At 67.9% G+C, this 16,297-nt stretch carries 14 protein-coding genes; 5 read left to right on the forward strand and 9 right to left on the reverse strand.

The features are described 5' to 3' along the window. Positions 1–145: 145 nt before the first annotated feature. Positions 146–2,662, reverse strand: coding sequence for a TonB-dependent receptor (locus tag ABIC66_RS17740; protein WP_354071694.1), 2,517 nt, complete (start codon positions 2,660–2,662; stop codon positions 146–148). 245 nt (positions 2,663–2,907) lie between these two features. Between ABIC66_RS17740 and ABIC66_RS17745 the strand changes: the two genes are divergently transcribed. After that, entirely contained in the window at positions 2,908–4,356 is a 1,449-nt protein-coding gene (locus ABIC66_RS17745; protein ID WP_502910367.1) for a protein adenylyltransferase SelO, read from the forward strand. Between the two features lie 90 nt (positions 4,357–4,446). After that, on the forward strand, positions 4,447–4,572 hold the full coding sequence (locus tag ABIC66_RS17750) for a hypothetical protein (RefSeq protein WP_082009038.1): 126 nt from the start codon (positions 4,447–4,449) through the stop codon (positions 4,570–4,572). 9 nt (positions 4,573–4,581) lie between these two features. Here ABIC66_RS17750 and ABIC66_RS17755 read toward each other — a convergent pair whose 3' ends face one another. The 5 genes from ABIC66_RS17755 to ABIC66_RS17775 form a co-directional block, all read right to left on the reverse strand. Further along, positions 4,582–5,355 carry a polysaccharide deacetylase family protein gene (locus ABIC66_RS17755; RefSeq protein WP_354071696.1) on the reverse strand — a complete coding sequence of 258 codons (774 nt, stop codon included), beginning with the start codon at positions 5,353–5,355 and terminating at the stop codon, positions 4,582–4,584. A gap of 8 nt (positions 5,356–5,363) precedes the next feature. Then, positions 5,364–6,203: a glycosyltransferase family 2 protein gene (locus ABIC66_RS17760; RefSeq protein WP_354071698.1), complete on the reverse strand. Its 840-nt coding sequence runs from the start codon at positions 6,201–6,203 to the stop codon at positions 5,364–5,366. Positions 6,204–6,334: 131 nt separating this feature from the next. Further along, positions 6,335–8,587 carry a TonB-dependent receptor gene (locus tag ABIC66_RS17765; RefSeq protein ID WP_354071700.1) on the reverse strand — a complete coding sequence of 751 codons (2,253 nt, stop codon included), beginning with the start codon at positions 8,585–8,587 and terminating at the stop codon, positions 6,335–6,337. Between the two features lie 165 nt (positions 8,588–8,752). Continuing rightward, positions 8,753–9,730, reverse strand: coding sequence for a FecR family protein (locus ABIC66_RS17770; protein WP_354071702.1), 978 nt, complete (start codon positions 9,728–9,730; stop codon positions 8,753–8,755). A gap of 85 nt (positions 9,731–9,815) precedes the next feature. Beyond that, complete coding sequence (locus ABIC66_RS17775; protein ID WP_354071703.1) at positions 9,816–10,364, reverse strand: RNA polymerase sigma factor; 549 nt, start codon at positions 10,362–10,364, stop codon at positions 9,816–9,818. Between the two features lie 368 nt (positions 10,365–10,732). Between ABIC66_RS17775 and ABIC66_RS17780 the strand changes: the two genes are divergently transcribed. From ABIC66_RS17780 to ABIC66_RS17790, 3 genes are all read left to right on the forward strand, one after another. Then, on the forward strand, positions 10,733–11,110 hold the full coding sequence (locus ABIC66_RS17780) for a hypothetical protein (RefSeq protein ID WP_354071705.1): 378 nt from the start codon (positions 10,733–10,735) through the stop codon (positions 11,108–11,110). After that, a complete protein-coding gene (locus ABIC66_RS17785; RefSeq protein WP_354071707.1) occupies positions 11,107–11,244 on the forward strand; it encodes a hypothetical protein in 138 nt (45 codons plus the stop codon). Before ABIC66_RS17780 ends, ABIC66_RS17785 begins: the two co-directional genes overlap by 4 nt. 72 nt (positions 11,245–11,316) lie before the next feature. After that, positions 11,317–11,802 (forward strand): hypothetical protein, encoded by a 486-nt coding sequence (locus tag ABIC66_RS17790; RefSeq protein WP_354071709.1) that lies wholly within the window; start codon positions 11,317–11,319, stop codon positions 11,800–11,802. Positions 11,803–11,806: 4 nt separating this feature from the next. Here ABIC66_RS17790 and ABIC66_RS17795 read toward each other — a convergent pair whose 3' ends face one another. The 3 genes from ABIC66_RS17795 to ABIC66_RS17805 are packed head-to-tail and all read right to left on the reverse strand — an operon-like array spanning position 11,807 to position 16,246. Beyond that, positions 11,807–14,077 carry a CHASE2 domain-containing protein gene (locus tag ABIC66_RS17795; RefSeq protein ID WP_354071711.1) on the reverse strand — a complete coding sequence of 757 codons (2,271 nt, stop codon included), beginning with the start codon at positions 14,075–14,077 and terminating at the stop codon, positions 11,807–11,809. Then, positions 14,074–15,414, reverse strand: a complete 1,341-nt coding sequence (locus ABIC66_RS17800) for a FecR family protein (RefSeq protein ID WP_354071713.1) — start codon at positions 15,412–15,414, stop codon at positions 14,074–14,076. The genes ABIC66_RS17795 and ABIC66_RS17800 overlap by 4 nt, the downstream gene beginning before the upstream one ends. 4 nt (positions 15,415–15,418) lie before the next feature. After that, positions 15,419–16,246 (reverse strand): response regulator transcription factor, encoded by an 828-nt coding sequence (locus ABIC66_RS17805; protein ID WP_354071715.1) that lies wholly within the window; start codon positions 16,244–16,246, stop codon positions 15,419–15,421. Between the last annotated feature and the right edge of the window lie 51 nt (positions 16,247–16,297).

The following is a 16,297-nucleotide window of genomic DNA, read 5'->3' on the forward strand; positions in this document are numbered from 1 at the left end:
GAGGTGATGCGCGCCGAACCGGAACCCCTCCGATCAAGGAAAAGAAAAAGGCGACCCAGTCGCCCGGATCGCCCTTTCCCTCTTCCGAAAGCCGACGACGCTGACCGCGCCGCCGGTTCCCCCTCCCGGCTAGAACCTTGGCCGGCTAGAACTTGGAGCGCAGGGTGACGCCGTAGGTGCGCGGCGCCCCCAGGAACGCATCGTAGGTGATGGTGTCGTTCGCCGGGACATAGGTGTTCTGCGTGGCGCTGAGGCCCGAGGAGCCCTGCAAGGTGCCGTTGAAGGCGACCTGATAGTACTTCTCGTTGAACAGGTTCTGGCCCCACAGCTCGACGGTCCAGTGATCGTCGGCCGAGCCCAGGCCGATGCGGCCGTTCACGACCGTGAAGTTCTTCTGCATCTTCGGCGGGAACAGGTCCGAGCCGGTATTGTACGAGGACGAGTACTTCGCGCCGATGTTGAATCGAGCCTTCAGATTGCCGCCGACCGGGGCCTCGTAGGTCAGCGAGCCCGAGGCCGAGTACTTCGGCGCCAGCGACAGGTTACTGCCCGGCAGCAGGGCCAGGGCGTTGCCCGGATCGTTCGGGATCGGCTGCTTGCCGTACTTGGTGTCGGCATAGGTGAAGCCGCTCTGGACCATCAGGCCCTTGACCGGGGTGAACCACAGGAAGTCGGCGTCGACGCCCTTGGACTTCACCTCGGGGATCGAGCGCACCACGAACGAGGTGCCCAGGAAGGTGTTCAGCTGGAAGTCGGTGAACTTCTGCTCGAAGAGGCTGACGTTGAACAGGACCGTGCGGTTGAACAGGGTGTTCTTCACGCCGACTTCATAGCTGTCGACGAATTCGGCCGGGAACGAGGTGTCGTAGATCGGCAGAACGCCGCTGCCGCCCGAGGGCAGGCCGTTCGACGACTGGGTGCGATCCAGGTTGAAGCCGCCGCCCTTGTAGCCGCGCGCGAACGAGGCGTAGGTGAAGACCTGTGGCGAGAAGCGGTACGAGGCCTTGAGGGTGCCGCTCCACTCCTTGTCCGAACGCTCCTGGTGGGTGCCGCGGTTGTTGAACAGCGGGTTGGCCCAGGGCAGGCAGAGGTTGCCGACGACGGTCGGGGTGGCCGCCGCGCCGACGATGCTGGCGATGCGGGCCTGGCCGGCGGCCGACAGCGCGATGCCGCAGCCGACGCCGCCGTCGCTGATGGTCTGGAAGGTGTTGAGCTTCTTCTCTTCCGACGTGTAGCGCAGGCCGGCCGTGATCTCGAACGCGTCGGTCACGTGCCAGGTATCGTTGGTGAACAGGGCGATGGTGGTGGCCCGCTGGTTGTAGCGGTCATACAGGCCCTGGCCCGGCGTGAAGGTCGTGTTCGGCGCGCGGCCGGTCAAGGCGGCGATGAAGTTGGCCACGCCCGCCGGGTTGGCGGCCGAGCGCGACAGCAGGCGACCCAGATACTGCTCGTAGTCGTTGCCGTACAGGAAGTTAGCGCGGGTCTCGAGACGCTCGTCGGCCAGGAAGGCGCCGACCAGCCAGTCGAATTTGTCGCTCTTGCCGGCCAGGCGCAGTTCCTGCGTGTAGGTCGTGAACTGCGAGTAGTTGGTGCCGTCCTTGTTGCGATAGGCCAGGTCGGCGAGGCTGAAGTCGGCGTCCTGGCCGTTGTCGGTGCGCCACTGGCGGATGGCCGAGATGCTGGTCAGGCTGCCGAACGGCAGGTCGATATCGCCCTGCAGCGACACGCCCTTGTCCTCGATCGTCGCCGGCGCGCCCCGGTTAGAATAGGCCACGCGCTTGAACGGATCGGCGGTCATGGCCACCGGCGCGGCCTGGCCCGAGACGATGGCCAGGATGCCGGCGGTCGGGCCGGTGCGGATCTGCACGGCGCCGCAGCAGTTCTCGTCACGCTTCGAATAGTCGGCGATGACGCGGAAGGTGGCTTGGTCGTCCGGCACGAACAACAGCTGGCCGCGCACGGTGTAGAAGCCCTGGTCGGCGTCCTGGTCGCGCTTGGACGGGCCGTTGCCGGTTCTCACGTCATTGTAGCCGTCGCGTTCGCGGGCGGCCACGTAGAGGCGGCCGGCCAGCTTCTCGCTGACCAGCGGGCCGGTGACGGAGGCGGCGACGCCGTGGGCGTTATAGTTGCCCAGGGTGACCTCGGCGTTGGCGCCGAAGCCGAACTCGGGCTCCTTGGTGACGACGTTGATGACGCCGGCCGAGGTGTTCTTGCCGAACAGGGTGCCTTGCGGGCCCTTCAGCACCTCGATGCGCTCCATTTCGCCCAGGTCGCCGAAGCCGACGCCGTTACGGGGGCGGTAGACGCCGTCGATGACCACGCCGACCGAGCTTTCCAGGCCGGGATTGTCGCCGACCGTGCCGACGCCGCGCACGCGGGCGGTGGTCGAGGCTTCCGACGAGGTCGAGGTGACGGTCAGGCCGGGGGTCAGGATCGTCAGATCCTTGATGTCCTTGACGCCGGTGTCCTGCAGCAGCTTGGCGCCGACGGCGGTGACCACCACCGGGACGTCCTGCAGGTTCTGTTCCCGCTTCTGGGCGGTGACGATAATGCTGTCGACGGTTTGTTGATCGCTCGTTTGAGCCTGCGCGGCGCTCGAGGCGCCAAGACCGGCGAGGACAACAGCGGACGCAGTGCCGCAAAGCACCTGGGTGAAGCGCATTTCCTACCTCGGTTTGTTGGCCGAAAGCGCTTGCCCGCCCCCGGCTTGTTTTTCGTTGCTCCGTCGAACGATTGTTCGAATGGATAGCCAAGGGTTAGGCGCCGTCCCTGGTCTCGGCAAGCAAAATCCCTTGCCGTGGAAAGGTTCTGACGATTTCTGTTGCCGGGAAGCGACAGCGTCCCCGCGCCGTCATCGATATTCGAAAGGCTCTTGCGCACGCGGCGGACGGGCCTCATCTGGCGGCCATGAGCTTCTCGCCCGCCTATCGTCCCGATCCGCGCTTCCAAGGGCTGGGGCGCGACTTCGCCGATCCGGTCGAGGCGGCCGACTTTCCGCAGACCATCCTGAGGTTCCGGAACGACCGCGCCGCGGCGACCGTGGGTCTGGACGGATTGAGCGACGCCGACTGGCTCCGCCATTTCGGCCGCTTCGAGCCGTTACCGGACAACATGCCGACCCCGCTGGCCATGCGCTATCACGGCCACCAGTTCCGGGTTTACAACCCCGACCTGGGCGACGGGCGCGGCTTCCTGTTCGCCCAGCTGCGCGAGGCTGGAACCGACCGCCTATTGGACCTGGCCACCAAGGGCTCGGGCCAGACGCCGTGGTCGCGCTCGGGCGACGGGCGGCTGACCCTGAAGGGCGGGGTGCGCGAGATCCTGGCCGCCAGCCAGCTGGAGGCCCTGGGCGTTCCGACCTCGCGGGCCTTCTCGCTGGTCGAGACCGGCGAGGCCCTGACGCGCGGCGACGAGCCCAGCCCGACCCGCTCGGCGGTGCTGACCCGGCTGTCGCACAGCCACATCCGCTTCGGGACCTTCCAACGCCTGGCCTATTTCGACCAGAGGGACCTGATCCTCCAACTCGTCGACCACGTGGTCGAGACCTATTTCCCGCACCTGGCCGACGCGCCGGACCGCGCGGCCGCCTTGCTCGAGACGACGGTGGCGGCCAGCGCGCGGCTGCTGTCGCGGTGGATGGCGGCGGGCTTCGTGCACGGCGTGCTCAACACCGACAACATGGTCGTCACCGGCGAGAGCTTCGACTACGGCCCCTGGCGCTTCCTGCCGCGCAACGATCCGAACTTCACGGCCGCCTATTTCGACCATTCGGGGCTCTACAGTTTCGGCCGCCAGCCCGAGGCGGTGTTCTGGAACCTGCAGCAGCTGGCGGCCTGCCTGACCCTGGTCGGCGACCAGGCCAGCCTGCTGGCGGCGCTGAACGGCTTCTCCGAAGCCTACCGCCTCGCGCTGCGCGGGGCGATGCTGGACCGCCTGGGCTTGCGAAGCCGCGGCGCCGACGCGGACGTCGAACTGGTCAACGCGGCCTTCCGCGCCCTGGCCGAAGGCGGCGAGACCCTGCGCTGGGAGCCGTTCTTCTTCGACTGGTTCGGCGGCGAGGCGTCGGAGGCGCGGGCGCTGGCCGGCCCTCGCGCGCGCCTCTATGAGATCGAGACGTTCCTGACCTTCCGTGGTCGGTTGGCCGGGTTCGAACCGGATCGTCCCGAGCGCTTGGCCGATCCCGTCTTCCAGCGTCCCGAGCCGGAGGAGCTGATCATCGACGAAGTCGAAGCGCTATGGGCGCCGATCGCCGAACGCGACGACTGGGCGCCGCTCTACGCCAAGCTGGACCGGATCGAAGCGGCGCGGACGGCCTATCAGCTTGGCCGGACGAGCGACGAAAAAGCCGCGTTCTGAATTTTTTCGTTCGAGCGCGGAACAACCGTCAAGTTTCCGTCTTACAGTTCCGGCACAGTGTCACCGACGAACGCCGCGTGGAGATTCCCAATGCGCTTCTTCCAACCGATCCTGCTGGTTTGCGCCGTGGCCATGTCGTTCGTGGGCGCGCTAGGTCTTCCGGGCTGCGCCCGCGCGATCGGCGAGTGCCTGCGCGACCGTCCCGAACTGGCCTAGGCGTCCGCCTTAAGCGCGAAGCGCTTCCGGTTCCGCCGTCGCATCGCCCGTCAATTGGCGGCGCGGTGTCATGCGGAATGCCGCCAGGAACCGCTCGAGGAACAGCCACGTCGCCTTGTCGTGATCCAGGTGATGGGTCAGCAAGCCGATCGGCTCGTCCCATCGTCCGGTGAGGCGGCGTTGGGCGAGCAGCCGGCGCATCCGCGACAGGAAGCGCCAGCTTCCGCGGAAGCGGCCGCCGCCTTTCCAACGCAGCACGTCGAGATGCGCGTCCAGCCGCGCGACCGGACCTTCCATACCGCTGAGGCGATCGAAGCCGGAGACGGCCAAGATCGAGCATTCCGGCAAGGCCGCGATCAGCTGCGGCGCCAGATTGTTCCATGGCGGCACGAACAGGGTCGGAGCCGCGCCGGCGCGATGGAAGGCGATCACCGTCGCGCGCAGCTGGGCGCGAACCCAGTCGATGCTGTCCTCTTCGACGATTTCGCCGAAACCCCGGCCTTCCGGCTGGCGGTTCACGTGCTTGAAGCCGTGGACAGCGATCTCGACGCCGGGCTCGGTCTCGACCCGGCGGACCAGCAGCGGCAGGTTCGGGCCGGCGATCGACGCCAGGGTCAGCGGCGCGCCATGCCGACGGGCCAGGTTCAGCAGTTGCTCCAGCGCGCCGGTCGGCACGCGGGCGTCGTCGTCGCGCCACCACAGCACGGGCGTGCGGCCGGCCTTCGCCCAGAGCAGAAGTTCGGGACCGAGCAACAGACGGAAGACAAGGGGCAGGCGGGACATCCGCGAGTCTACTGCGCGACGGCCTCGGCGCGACGCAACGGCAGCGGGGCCGGCGCGACGACCGGACGATCAGCCTCGCCTTCGCGCGCGCGGTTCCGGAGAATCTCGCGGGCCCGCAGGTTCGACAGGATCGGATAGAGGCCGGCCATCAGCGAGATCAGGAAGCCGAGGTCGCCTTCCTTGTAGCCCTTGCGCGAGACGTAGCACTTGAAGAACCGGCGCACGCCGCGGAAAGCGTCGTCGGCGATGCCCTTGACCTTGCCGCCGTCGGCCAGATCTTGAGCCCTTAGAGCGGTGTACCGGCCCAGGCGCGCGAACATGTCGGCGATGTCTTCGTCGACCATATGGCGCAGGGGCTCGTTCAGACGGCCGCCGAAGACGCCGTCCAGCTTGGCGCCCGGATGGACGCGCTCGGCCTTCCAGGACTTCACGCCGCGACGGAACAGGCGAGCGGCCGACGAGGTGCCGAACGAGCCGCCCCAGCCGTGGCGGACCAGTTGGTCGCCGACATAGTTGTCGATCGGGACCTGATACCAGTCGGCGGCGTCGGCGCGCGCGATGGTCTCACGGACCTCCTGGGCGAAGGCGGGGCCAACGCCCTCGTCGGCGTCCAGCTCCAGGATCCAGTCGCCGGTGCAGCGGGCGATGCCGGCGTGCTTTCGCGGTCCCTCGATCGGGAAGATGCCCGAGACGACGCGGGCGCCGTACTGCCGGGCGACGGCTTCGGTGCCGTCACTGCAACGGTCGGCGACCACGACGATCTCGTCGCAGAACGACAGAGCCGCCAGGCAGGCATGCAGACGCTGCTCTTCGTTGTGCGCACAGATCAGCGCCGAAAGCTTGGCCATCACCAATTCCTCGATTGAACGACCACGCCCCCGCGATCGCCCCTGAGTCGATGACGGCGCCGGCTAGAGCCGCCCCCCGGCCGCTCGGTAGGAAATGTGTAAGCTTTGCAACAAATCGATGTCGCCGACGGCTAGAAGTTGGCCGACAGCGCCAGGCTCCACGTCCGCGGGCGTTGCGGCGTTACTTGGCGCACCTGGCCGAAACTGAACGGGTTGCCATAGGCGAAGGTGTCGCTCGAGCTGTTCCACGGATTGCTGACGAACAGGGCCGCGCGCCAACGATCGGTCATCAGTTGGGCCGACAGCTTGCCGGTGTAGTAGCCGTCCATCGACGGCGAATAGCGCGGGTCGAAAGTCAGGCGAGACTCGCCGATGTAGCCGGTCTCGGCCGTCAGCATCAGGGTGGCCTTGGCGCTCACGGGGCGCTGATAGGTGATCAGGCTGCCGAACGAGACGTCGGGCACGCCAGGAAGGCTGGCGGTGTCGGCGATGCCGTAGCCAGGTTCGATCCGGGTCAGCTTGGGCCCATTGAACAGGGCGTTGCCCGACAGGGTCAGGCGCGAAGTCGCCCGCCAGGCGGCTTCGATCTCGAGACCCCGGTTGCGACCGTCGCCGATGTTGGCGGTATAGGACAGGCCCGAGGCGAAATACTGGTCGGTCTGGATGTCGCGCCAGTCGTCGTAGAACAGCGCCGCCCGCAAGTTCATCCGCCCTGCGAACGGGTTGAGCGTCGCCCCCACTTCGTAATTGCGCAGATGGTCGGGATGGAACACCCGACGGGCTTCACTGGGCGTGGACAGGCCCCCGGAATTGAAGCCGCCGGCGCGATAGCCTTCCGAGGTCAGGGCGTAGATCAGCCCGCCGCCGGCCAGGTCGCGCTGCACCGAAAACTTCGGCGAGAGGCCGCTGAACGAGGCCTTGCGGTCCAGGTCGCGGGATTGGCCCGGAGACGGGGCGAGGACGTACGAGCGGGTCTGGATCTTGGTCTTGAACGAACGCCCGCCCAGGGCGACCTTCCAGCCGGCGCCCAGGTCATAGGTCGCCTCGCCGTAGAGGGCGTATTCGTTCAGCCGATCCTTGCGATCCTCGTTATAGACGCTGCGGGTGACGTTGTTGGACCGGGCCCGGAGATCGGCGTCGCCTTCCTCGATACTGGTGGCCGTGAACAATCCGACCATCCAGCGCAGGCGACCCATCGCCGGAGCGGTGTAGATGGCGTCCTCGACGGCCATCCGGACGCGAGCGGCTTCGTCATAGAGGCCCAGCTCCACGGCCTCGTCGGCGAACTCGGTCAAGGCCAGGGTGGCGTCGTAGCGGCTGGCGTACTTGTGGGTGACATAGCCGGTGACCGACTCGAATTGGCCCCAGCCTCCTGAACCGCTGATCTTCAGCGAGGTCTCGCCCAGCCTGTTGCGGTGGGTCTCGCGCACCTGGTTCGCACGCCGCGGGGCGCCGGCGACCAGGGTGACGTACTGAGTGTCCTTGGACGAGACGTTCTGAACCGCCGTGCCCAGCTTGACCTGCCAGCCGCCTAGGTCGAGACGCCAGGCCGCGCGGCCGCCACGACGCGTGGTCTTGTCGACGTTGGACAGGCGCAGGTTGACGTCGTCCAGATAGCCGCCGTCGACGTCATGATAGGCCACCAGCCGCGCGGCCGACTTCTGGCCGACCGGCGCGTTGATCATGGCCTCGTAGCGGTAGCTGTTGGAGCCGGACTCAGTGGTGGCGATCGTGCCTCCGACCGAGCCGTAATAGGCGCCCAGTTCCGGTTGGCGGGTGATGATGCGGTAGATGCCGCTGAGCGAGCCGCCGCCGTACAGCGCCCCTTGCGGTCCGCGCAGCACCTCGACCCGGTCGACGTCGATCAGGCGCAGGTCGGGATCGGGAGCGTTGTAGTTGACCGGCACGTCGTTGAGATAGGTGCCGACCGTGGACTGCGTCCGTCCGGTGAAGGTGCCGTCGGAGAGGCCGCGCAGCAGGATCTTGTTGCGCGCCGCGCCCAGGTTCGTGGTGATGAAGCCGGCGGTCTGGCGGGCCACCGAACCGGTTTCGCCGACGCCGGTGTCCTGCAGCTGCGGCGAGCCGATGACGCTGACTCCGCCCGGCAGACTGCCCAGGCGCGGCGGTCGCTTGCCGGCGCTAATGACCAGCGGCGCGAGCGGGGCGACAGGCTCCAGGGCGATCGTGGGACGGGCGGCGACCACCGGCCGGGGCGGGGCCGTGAGGCGGACGCGCGAGAAACGGATCGTCCGGGCGTCGACGAAGACGTAGGCGCAGCCCTTGCCTTGGGTGGCCCGGTCCAGGGCGCTCCTGAGATCGAACGTTCCGGTCAGCGGGACGCCTGGGCCTTGGCACGCCTCGACGCCCCCGATGGACACGCCCATGCGGACGCCCAGCTCGATCAGGGTTTCGGCGGCGGTGGTCTTGTGGATATCGAGACGCGTGCGCGTATCGGCGGCCGCCGCGCCGCGTCCGCTAACGCCTATGCCCAGGATACTGGCGGCGAACAGGAGCGAGGCCCGCCTCAGGATCGGGCCTGTGCGCGAGCGTCAGTTCGGCGTGGAGGATTTCCCGCGCAGGACAATCGAATCATCGGTCGGCGTCGCCGAAAGGGGCATGAGGCTGGTCAGGCGACGAACCATCGCATCCTGACCATCCACGATCAATACGCCGGAAAACCGAAGATTGGCCGCGGTTTCACCCTCGAGGCGAAGCGGCCGGTCGAAATAGTGGTTCATGTCGCTGACGATCCGGCCCAGCGGCTGGTCGCGATAGATCAGTCGGCCCGAACGCCAGCCCACCTGGTCCTCGGCCGCCACGGCGCGGACGACGACGCCGGAGGCGCCTTCGATATGCTCGAGCATCTGGCCGGGGCGCAGGCGCACCGGACTATCCTCGCCGTCGGTCGAGACCTCGACAAGGCCGCGCAGCACGGTGACGCTGAGCTGGCCGTCGCGGCGACGGACGTCGAACTTGGTGCCGACCACGCGTACGGTCTCGTCGCCGGCGGTGATCAGGAAGGGGCGGGCGGTATCGTGCGCCACATCGAACAGCGCCTGACCGTCGTGGACGGTGACCCGGCGAGCATCCTTGTCAAGACGCACCGACAGATGAGAGTCGGTGTTCAGGTCGATGTGGCTGCCGTCGGCCAACTGAATGGCGCGGTTCTCGCCCTTGGCGGTGGTGTAGAGCGTGTCGGGTTGGGGCAGCAGCTCGCCCCAGGGCGCGACGACGATGGCGACAGCCGCCACGGCGGCGGCCACGCCCAGACCACCCAGCCAACGCCAGTCGATCGTGAACGCCCGCTTCGCCGTGGCGCGCTTCGGTTCGGCCAATTCCCCCCGGACGGCCGCACCGCGCTGGAAGATCTCCTCGTCGACGGCTTGGATGGCGTCATACGCCTCCTGCGCGCCAGGCTCGCTCAGCCAGGCGTCGAACGCCAGCCAGTCGGTCTCTTCGACCTCCGGCCGCTGCAGTCGGGTCAGCCAATCGGCCGCCTCCTGCAGGTGTTGCGCTGACCGGCTCATCCGGCGTTGCTCCGACGAGGATCCATCATCCCCTTGAACGTAGACGGCGCCCGCGAGCGTCGTCCTCCATGCGCAACTGCATAAATCACCGCAGGCGCCTCGTCAGGGTCTTTAAAGCAGAGCTGATGTGCTTTTCCACCGTGCTGACGCTGATGCCCATGCGGCGGGCCGTCTCCACGTGACTATGCCCGTCCAGCTTGTGCAGTTGAAAAGCCTGGCGGGTCTTCTCGGGAAGGTCCTCGATCGCCTCGACCAGGGCCTTCAGACGCTGGCGCCCGGCGACGACCTCATCGGCGGACGGCTCGTCAGCGATTTCCTGACCGGCCACCAGCGTGGTGTTGACGGCGCGCCAGTCGTTGTCGCGATTGCCGGACCGCTTCTGGCTGCGCAGCCGGTCCAGCATCAGGTTCGAGCCGATCCGATGCAGCAGGGCCGAAGGATTCTCGACAGGCCCGACGGCCTCCATGCCGCTAATCCGGATGAACAGATCCTGGACCAGATCCTCGGCCTCGGCGCGCGAGCCCAGGCGCGCGGCGAAGAAGCGCACCAGATTGGCGCGCTTTTCCTCGTACAGGCCCAGCAGCGCGGCCTTGTCCGAGTCCGTCACGCCCAAAAGATCACCCGCATCGGCCAATCGTCGCCCCTCAAGGCGCAGCACTATCCATCTTTTTGGCCGAAAGACGATCGTTAGTTCGACCGGTCCGCCCGCCTTCGGCCAAGCAGATAGGGCGATCACGAACAGGGGAAAAGCGCCCTAGAGTTGGAATATCGGCGTTTTTCTTGGCGCAGCTTGAATTCTTCCGGAGCGATGCGGTCGGAGCGTCTCGCGAGGACCTGAATGTCCGTGGCGAAATGTCGCGGAGCCCCCTCAAGGCGAGGATCGTCCGCACCCGGTCCACATCGACAATGTAATCCATTGTAAAAACAGAGACGCCACCTCTGGTGGCGCTCTTGATCTTGCTCTTTAACCTTTCGCGAACGCGGTTCGGGGAGCGCGGGAGCATGAGTCAGTCCAGCGTAGCGCAGCGGTCGGCCTCGACCGCTCGAACGACGGCGAAGGCCGCTCCACCGATGGCCGGCCAAACGGCCGCCGTCGCCCTCCTCAATCCCCTAGTCGGCGAGATCGCCGGCGTATTGCTCGACCTGGGTGGAGCCGCGCATCGCGACGTCGTCGCCGCCTATGTCGCCCAGCGGCGCGGCTGGTATCGCCCGCCGGAGTCCCTGAAGCGCGAATTGGCGGCGGCGTTCGACGCCTATTGCGGCGAGGCCGACGATCCGCGCGCTCCGGGTCTGCTGCACCTGCCCTTTGGTCCGCACAGCGCCCGCTGGGCCCTGACCGATCGGGGCTATCGCATGCTGCGCATGGAGCGGGCGCGATGAAGCCGGCCACGGTCGCGGCTCAGCGACCCCAACGGCGCCGCTACGCGCCGCTGATCCTGGCCGTCGTGCTGGCGGCCCTGGTCTGGGCCGTCATCGCCTTGGGTGGCGCTGCGCTGGGCGCCTGGTTGGCGTGACCCCTCGTTGGCGTGACCAAAGGCGCGGCTCGCGCTAGTGTCGAGCGGGTCGGTGTTTCGGGGCGAATGATCATGCATGGACGTGAGCTTGGGCTGGCGATCGCCGGCCTATTGATGCTGAGCGCCTGCGCCGGCCCGCACGCCTTGGGGCAAGGCGATGTCGCAAACCTCAAGGGCGTGGTGATCGCCGCCTATGCCAGCCAGACCGACGGCGAGGACGCCGCGTTCGCGAAGGCCGTCCAAGCCCAGGCGATCGATCGCCTTGGAAGCAAGGCCGGCGGCAAACCAGCCTATCTGGTCCAAGTCGGGGTGGCGCTGGCTCCGCCGCCCGTCGGTGTCTCCACCGCCGCCGGTACGCTCGACGTCAAGGCCTGGCGTAGTCAGCCGCCGATCCCGCGTCCGTGGAGCAGAAAGGCGCCGGTTCGTGTCGTGACCCTGATCGTGCTGGACGCCGGTACGGGCAAGACGGTCGCCTGGTCCTCGCTCAGGATGCGCAAGGGGGAGCCGGCGGCCGTGGCCGACCTGCTGGTCCAGGCCCTGACGCCCGTCAAGGGTTAGGGCCCTATCCCACGCCAAGGCGCGGCAGGCGCACAGTGAACTCGGCCCCGACGCCGGGTTCGCTACGGCACGAGACCTCGCCGCCGTGACGGGCGACGGCGGCCTGCACGAAGGCCAGGCCCAGGCCCACGCCGCCGACATCTTCCTGGCCCGGACGCTCGAACCTTTGGAACGGCCGGAACGCGGTGGCCGCCTCCTCGCGCGAGAAGCCAGGACCCTGGTCGGCGACGGTGATATTGGCCGTGGGGCCGTTGACGGAAGGTTGCTCGGACAGGCCGACGGTGATGGTCGAGCCCTCGGGGCTGTACTTCACCGCGTTGCCCAGCAGGTTGACCAGGGTGCGCGCCAGAACACCGCGATCGCCCAGCACCATCAGCGGGGCGTCGCCGCCGACCTGCTCGATTTTCATCCTGCGCTGGACCGACTGGGGCCAGACCTCGTCGATGGCCTCGACGGCGACGTCGGCCAAGTCGACCGGCTCCAGTGACACCGGCGTCACCTCGGCCCGCGCCAGCTGCACGAAGCCGTCGGCCAGGGCCAGGGTGCGCTTGGCGTAGGCGGTGATGCGTTCGGCCAGTTCGGCCGGCGCGTCGGGCGTGGTGGCTAGCAGAGCCAGGATCGAGGTCTGCGGCGAGCGCATGTCGTGGGTCAGCAGCTGCAGGGCCTGTTCGCGCTGGCGCATGGCGGCCGTCAAGATCGAGATGTCGGCCAGCCTTACGATCCAACCGGCGCTGGCGCCCGTCTCGTCGCGGCGGAACACGGTCTGCAGCTGAAAGGCGCGGCCGTCGGGCAGGTGCAGGTCGATCGGCTCGTGGCGGTCGGTCTCCTGCGGCCAGTCCAGTTCGAAGCGGCGCCCCAGCGGTTCCAGGGCGTTGATCAGGTCGGCCAGGGAGGCGCCGTTCAGCACGACCTGGGCGGGCTTGAGCAAGGTCTGGGCCGCGGCGTTGGCGGCGATCACCCGGCCGCGCGCGTCGGCCACCAGGGTGGCGTCCGGCAGGCTGAACAGGGCGTCGGCCGAGAAGCGGCGCAGGTCGTCGATCCGGCTGATCGCCTCGCCGAGGCTGAGGGCGTGGCGCGCGACAACGTCGCTTTCGAACTCCTTCGGCGCCGCGCCGCGCCCGCGCACGATCGAGCGCACGCGCGCCAACTCGCGAGCCAGCAGGTCGTTGACGCGGCCCAGCTGTCCCCAGCCCCAGATCAGCGCCACCACCTTCAGGCCGGCCACCGTGGCGATCGGCGACAGCCATACGTGGCCCAGCCAGAACATCGCCGCCGAATAGGCCAGACCCACCAGGCAGAGGCCGATGGTCAGCACCAGATTGGCGCGCGGCGGAAGCACCAGGAAGCCGACCATCAGCAGCCACAGCAGGGTCAGGGTGAAGGCCACGCGCCCCCAGGGTCCGGCCGGTTTGATCATCAGGCCGCTGCGCAGGCCGTCCAGGATGCTGGCCTGCAGCTGCACGCCGGTCATGCTGGCCGCGTCGGGAGTAACCGGTGTCGGGAAGGCGGGGCCCAGACCTGGCGCGGTCAAGCCCACGAACACGGTGCGGCCGGCGATCAGCGAAGGCGGCACCTCGCCGTTCAGCACGCTGGAGAAGCTGACATGGCGATAGATCGACGGCGGCCCGGCGAACGGGATCAGCAGGGTCTGGTCGGCGCCGCGCGTCGTGTCGTGGCTGTTCGGCGGCCGGGTCGCGCGATGGACCACGGTCATCAGGTCGGGACTCAGGCTGGGGCCGTTGGCCTCGAACGGCGCCATGCGGCGCACCACGCCATCATCGTCGAAACGGACATGGGCCAGGCCGATCCCGGCCGCGCCGTGGGCGATCTCGGGGATCGAACCGACGATCCGGGGCGGCGTGTCATCGCCGTACTGCAGGAACTGAGGCAGGTAGACCTTGCCCGAGCGCGCGATCGCTTGGCCCAGAGCCTGGTCCTGGGCCGGTTCCGAGGAAGCCTGGCTGAACAGCACATCGTAGACGATGGTCCGGGCGTTGGCGGCGTTCAGCCGGTCGATCATCCGGCCGTGGACGTCGCGCGACCAGGGCCAGGCGCCCAGCTGGGCCAGGCTGCGGTCGTCGATATCGACGATCAGGATCGAGGGGTCGGCCGGCCGACCGTTGGCGCGGGCCAGAACGTCGTAGAGGACGTCATCCACCCGCTTGGGCGGCAGAAGCGCGAAGAAGACGAAGACCAGGCTGGCGAGAATGGCCAGCAGCAGCCACGACAGCAGCCGGCCCGATGTACGCTGAGGCTTGGAACTCGAGGTCGTCACTTGCCGATCTGCAGGGTCTGCAACGGCCCGACCTTCTCGGTGACGGCGCCCTTCTTGAAGCGGATGGCCGCCACGCGCCAGGCATAGACGCCGGCGGGCAGGTCGGTCAGGGTCAGTTGCGGTTCGGATAGACCCGGCTGGTCGACCAAGGGAAGCTTGGCCCCGTCCTTGGCGAACAGTTGGAAGCGATAGCTACGCACGCCATCCCCGGCCGAACTCCAGCGGAACAGGAACTTGCGGTGATCGCCCTCGCGGCTGTCGACGGGCGGCGCGGTATCCAGGGTGTCGAGGTCACGGTCGAAGCTGTAGTCGGCCGGAAGGCCTTCGAGGCCGCCCGAGTCCAGCACGGTTAGGCGGACGAAATAGGTGCCATTGGCCAGTTCGCCGAAGTCCGCGGCGGGGTTGGTCGTGGTCGCTTCGGCGAAGACGTCGATGAAGCCGGCGTCACGCGACAGCTGGAGGCGGTAGGCGCTGGCGTCGGCCACGGGCTCGACGGCGAAATGGACGGTCTTGTCACTCTGGTTCTGGCCGGCCGTGTCGAGCTTCGGAGCTGGCGACAGCTTGACGGGAACGGTGACCGCGCCGGGGGTCGCGCTGACGCCGAAGCCGGCCGGCACCGGCGGCGCGTGGGTAACGACTGTTCCGGCGTCGACGCCGACCGCGCCGGCCAACACTTCGGTGTGGGCCTTGCCATCGAGGAAGCTGACCCGGAATTCGGTGCCGCGAACCGCCGAGACCGAGACCGGCGTATGGACTTCGAACTTGGCGGCGGGGTTCTGGGTCGGCGTGGCCGAGATCGCGCTGCGCCCCTGGTCCAGCTGGAACACGCGTTGCGGGGCGTTGTTGATCAGCACCTGGCGCAGCTTGGCGATCCGCACGCGGGTGTTCGAGGGCAGGGTGATCCGGGACCCATCCTCCATCTCGAAGGTGGCGAAGGCGTTGGGGCCGGTGATGATGCTCTGGCCCTCGCTCAGCGCCATCCCGATCCGGGCGGGCGCCTGCCGGCCGTTCGTCTCGATGAACACCGGGCCGGTGCACGCCGACAGACTGGCGGCGATCGGCGTCGATTTCAGCAACATCGGGTCGATGTTCAATTGCGAGCCGGCCCGCATCCGTCTGGGCCGCTTGACACGGTTGGCCTTCTGCACCGCCCGGTAGTCGCCAGGCCGGTTCAGATAGGCGCGGCCGAGGCCGATCAAGGTGTCGCCAGGCTTGACCGCATAGGCCACCGGCGGCTCCGGGATGACGGCGGTCTGGGCGCGGGCTTGCGCGCTGGCGCTTCCGGCCCCCAGCATCAACGCCAGAAGGATCAGGCCCGCCCCCGCAGCCTTGAGCATATCGTCAATCTCCCCCGACCGCGTTGGTCGCTTCCGCGGTCTCTGGATCGCAGGCTTCCAGACGATAGCCGAAACCGTAGACCGTGCTCAGCCTGAAACCGTTACTGGGCCGCAGGTGCAGCTTGGCCCGCAGGCGGGAGACATGGGCGTCCAGGGTGCGGGTTTCCAGGTCGGGCCGCTGACCCCAGATCCGGCGAAGCAGATATTCACGCGACAGCGGACGGGACAGGTTGTTGAACAGCAGGGACGCCAGCTGGAATTCCTTGGGCGTCAAAGCCTCGACATGGCCGCCCCAACTGGCGGTCTGGGCGCCGGGATCGAGCCGGTACTGGCCGTGTTGCTCGGTTTGCGGCTGGACGGGCGGGCGGTGGATGCGGCGCACCACGGCGTTGACGCGAGCTAGGAGCACCTGGGGCTGCAATGGCTTGACGATGTAGTCGTCGGCGCCGGCATTCAGGCCCGCGACCAGGTCGGCCTCGACCGAGCGGCTGGTCAGCAATAGCACCGGCGGGGCGGTGGCGGGATCCTCGCGCAGCAGCTTCAGGGTCTCGACCCCCGACAGTTCCGGCATGTTCCAATCGAGGATGATCAAGTCGAAGGTCTGCTTACGCAGTTCCGCCAGCAGCCGCGAGGGCTGGGTGAAGCTGGTGCAGGTGAAGCCAGCGGGATCCAGCACCGAGGCGACGAGCGTGTTGTGGCTTTGGTCGTCGTCGAGCAGGGCGACTTTCATTTGCTCACTTAAGCTGGGGAGTGGCGCGCCCCGCGGGGGAGCGGGGCGCGCAGCGGGAAGCTCACCGTCGGTGGGGCGACGAGCAGGCGACCAGCCCTTCATCTCTACCTTGCCCCGCCCTTGTTCGCTCGACTTTGGGCGGCTTTTTTACAA

Origin of the sequence: Caulobacter sp. 1776 (assembly GCF_040545685.1) — a bacterium.
Lineage (GTDB): Bacteria > Pseudomonadota > Alphaproteobacteria > Caulobacterales > Caulobacteraceae > Caulobacter.

Bases quoted from the DNA above. Each gene is read 5' to 3' on its own strand.
- ABIC66_RS17740 (WP_354071694.1), bottom strand. From the start codon at position 2,662: ATGCGCTTCACCCAGGTGCTTTGCGGCACTGCGTCCGCTGTTGTCCTC.
- ABIC66_RS17745 (WP_502910367.1), top strand. From the start codon at position 2,908: ATGAGCTTCTCGCCCGCCTATCGTCCCGATCCGCGCTTCCAAGGGCTG.
- ABIC66_RS17750 (WP_082009038.1), top strand. From the start codon at position 4,447: ATGCGCTTCTTCCAACCGATCCTGCTGGTTTGCGCCGTGGCCATGTCG.
- ABIC66_RS17755 (WP_354071696.1), bottom strand. From the start codon at position 5,355: ATGTCCCGCCTGCCCCTTGTCTTCCGTCTGTTGCTCGGTCCCGAACTT.
- ABIC66_RS17760 (WP_354071698.1), bottom strand. From the start codon at position 6,203: ATGGCCAAGCTTTCGGCGCTGATCTGTGCGCACAACGAAGAGCAGCGT.
- ABIC66_RS17765 (WP_354071700.1), bottom strand. From the start codon at position 8,587: ATGGGCGTGTCCATCGGGGGCGTCGAGGCGTGCCAAGGCCCAGGCGTC.
- ABIC66_RS17770 (WP_354071702.1), bottom strand. From the start codon at position 9,730: ATGAGCCGGTCAGCGCAACACCTGCAGGAGGCGGCCGATTGGCTGACC.
- ABIC66_RS17780 (WP_354071705.1), top strand. From the start codon at position 10,733: ATGAGTCAGTCCAGCGTAGCGCAGCGGTCGGCCTCGACCGCTCGAACG.
- ABIC66_RS17785 (WP_354071707.1), top strand. From the start codon at position 11,107: ATGAAGCCGGCCACGGTCGCGGCTCAGCGACCCCAACGGCGCCGCTAC.
- ABIC66_RS17790 (WP_354071709.1), top strand. From the start codon at position 11,317: ATGCATGGACGTGAGCTTGGGCTGGCGATCGCCGGCCTATTGATGCTG.
- ABIC66_RS17800 (WP_354071713.1), bottom strand. From the start codon at position 15,414: ATGCTCAAGGCTGCGGGGGCGGGCCTGATCCTTCTGGCGTTGATGCTG.
- ABIC66_RS17805 (WP_354071715.1), bottom strand. From the start codon at position 16,246: ATGAAGGGCTGGTCGCCTGCTCGTCGCCCCACCGACGGTGAGCTTCCC.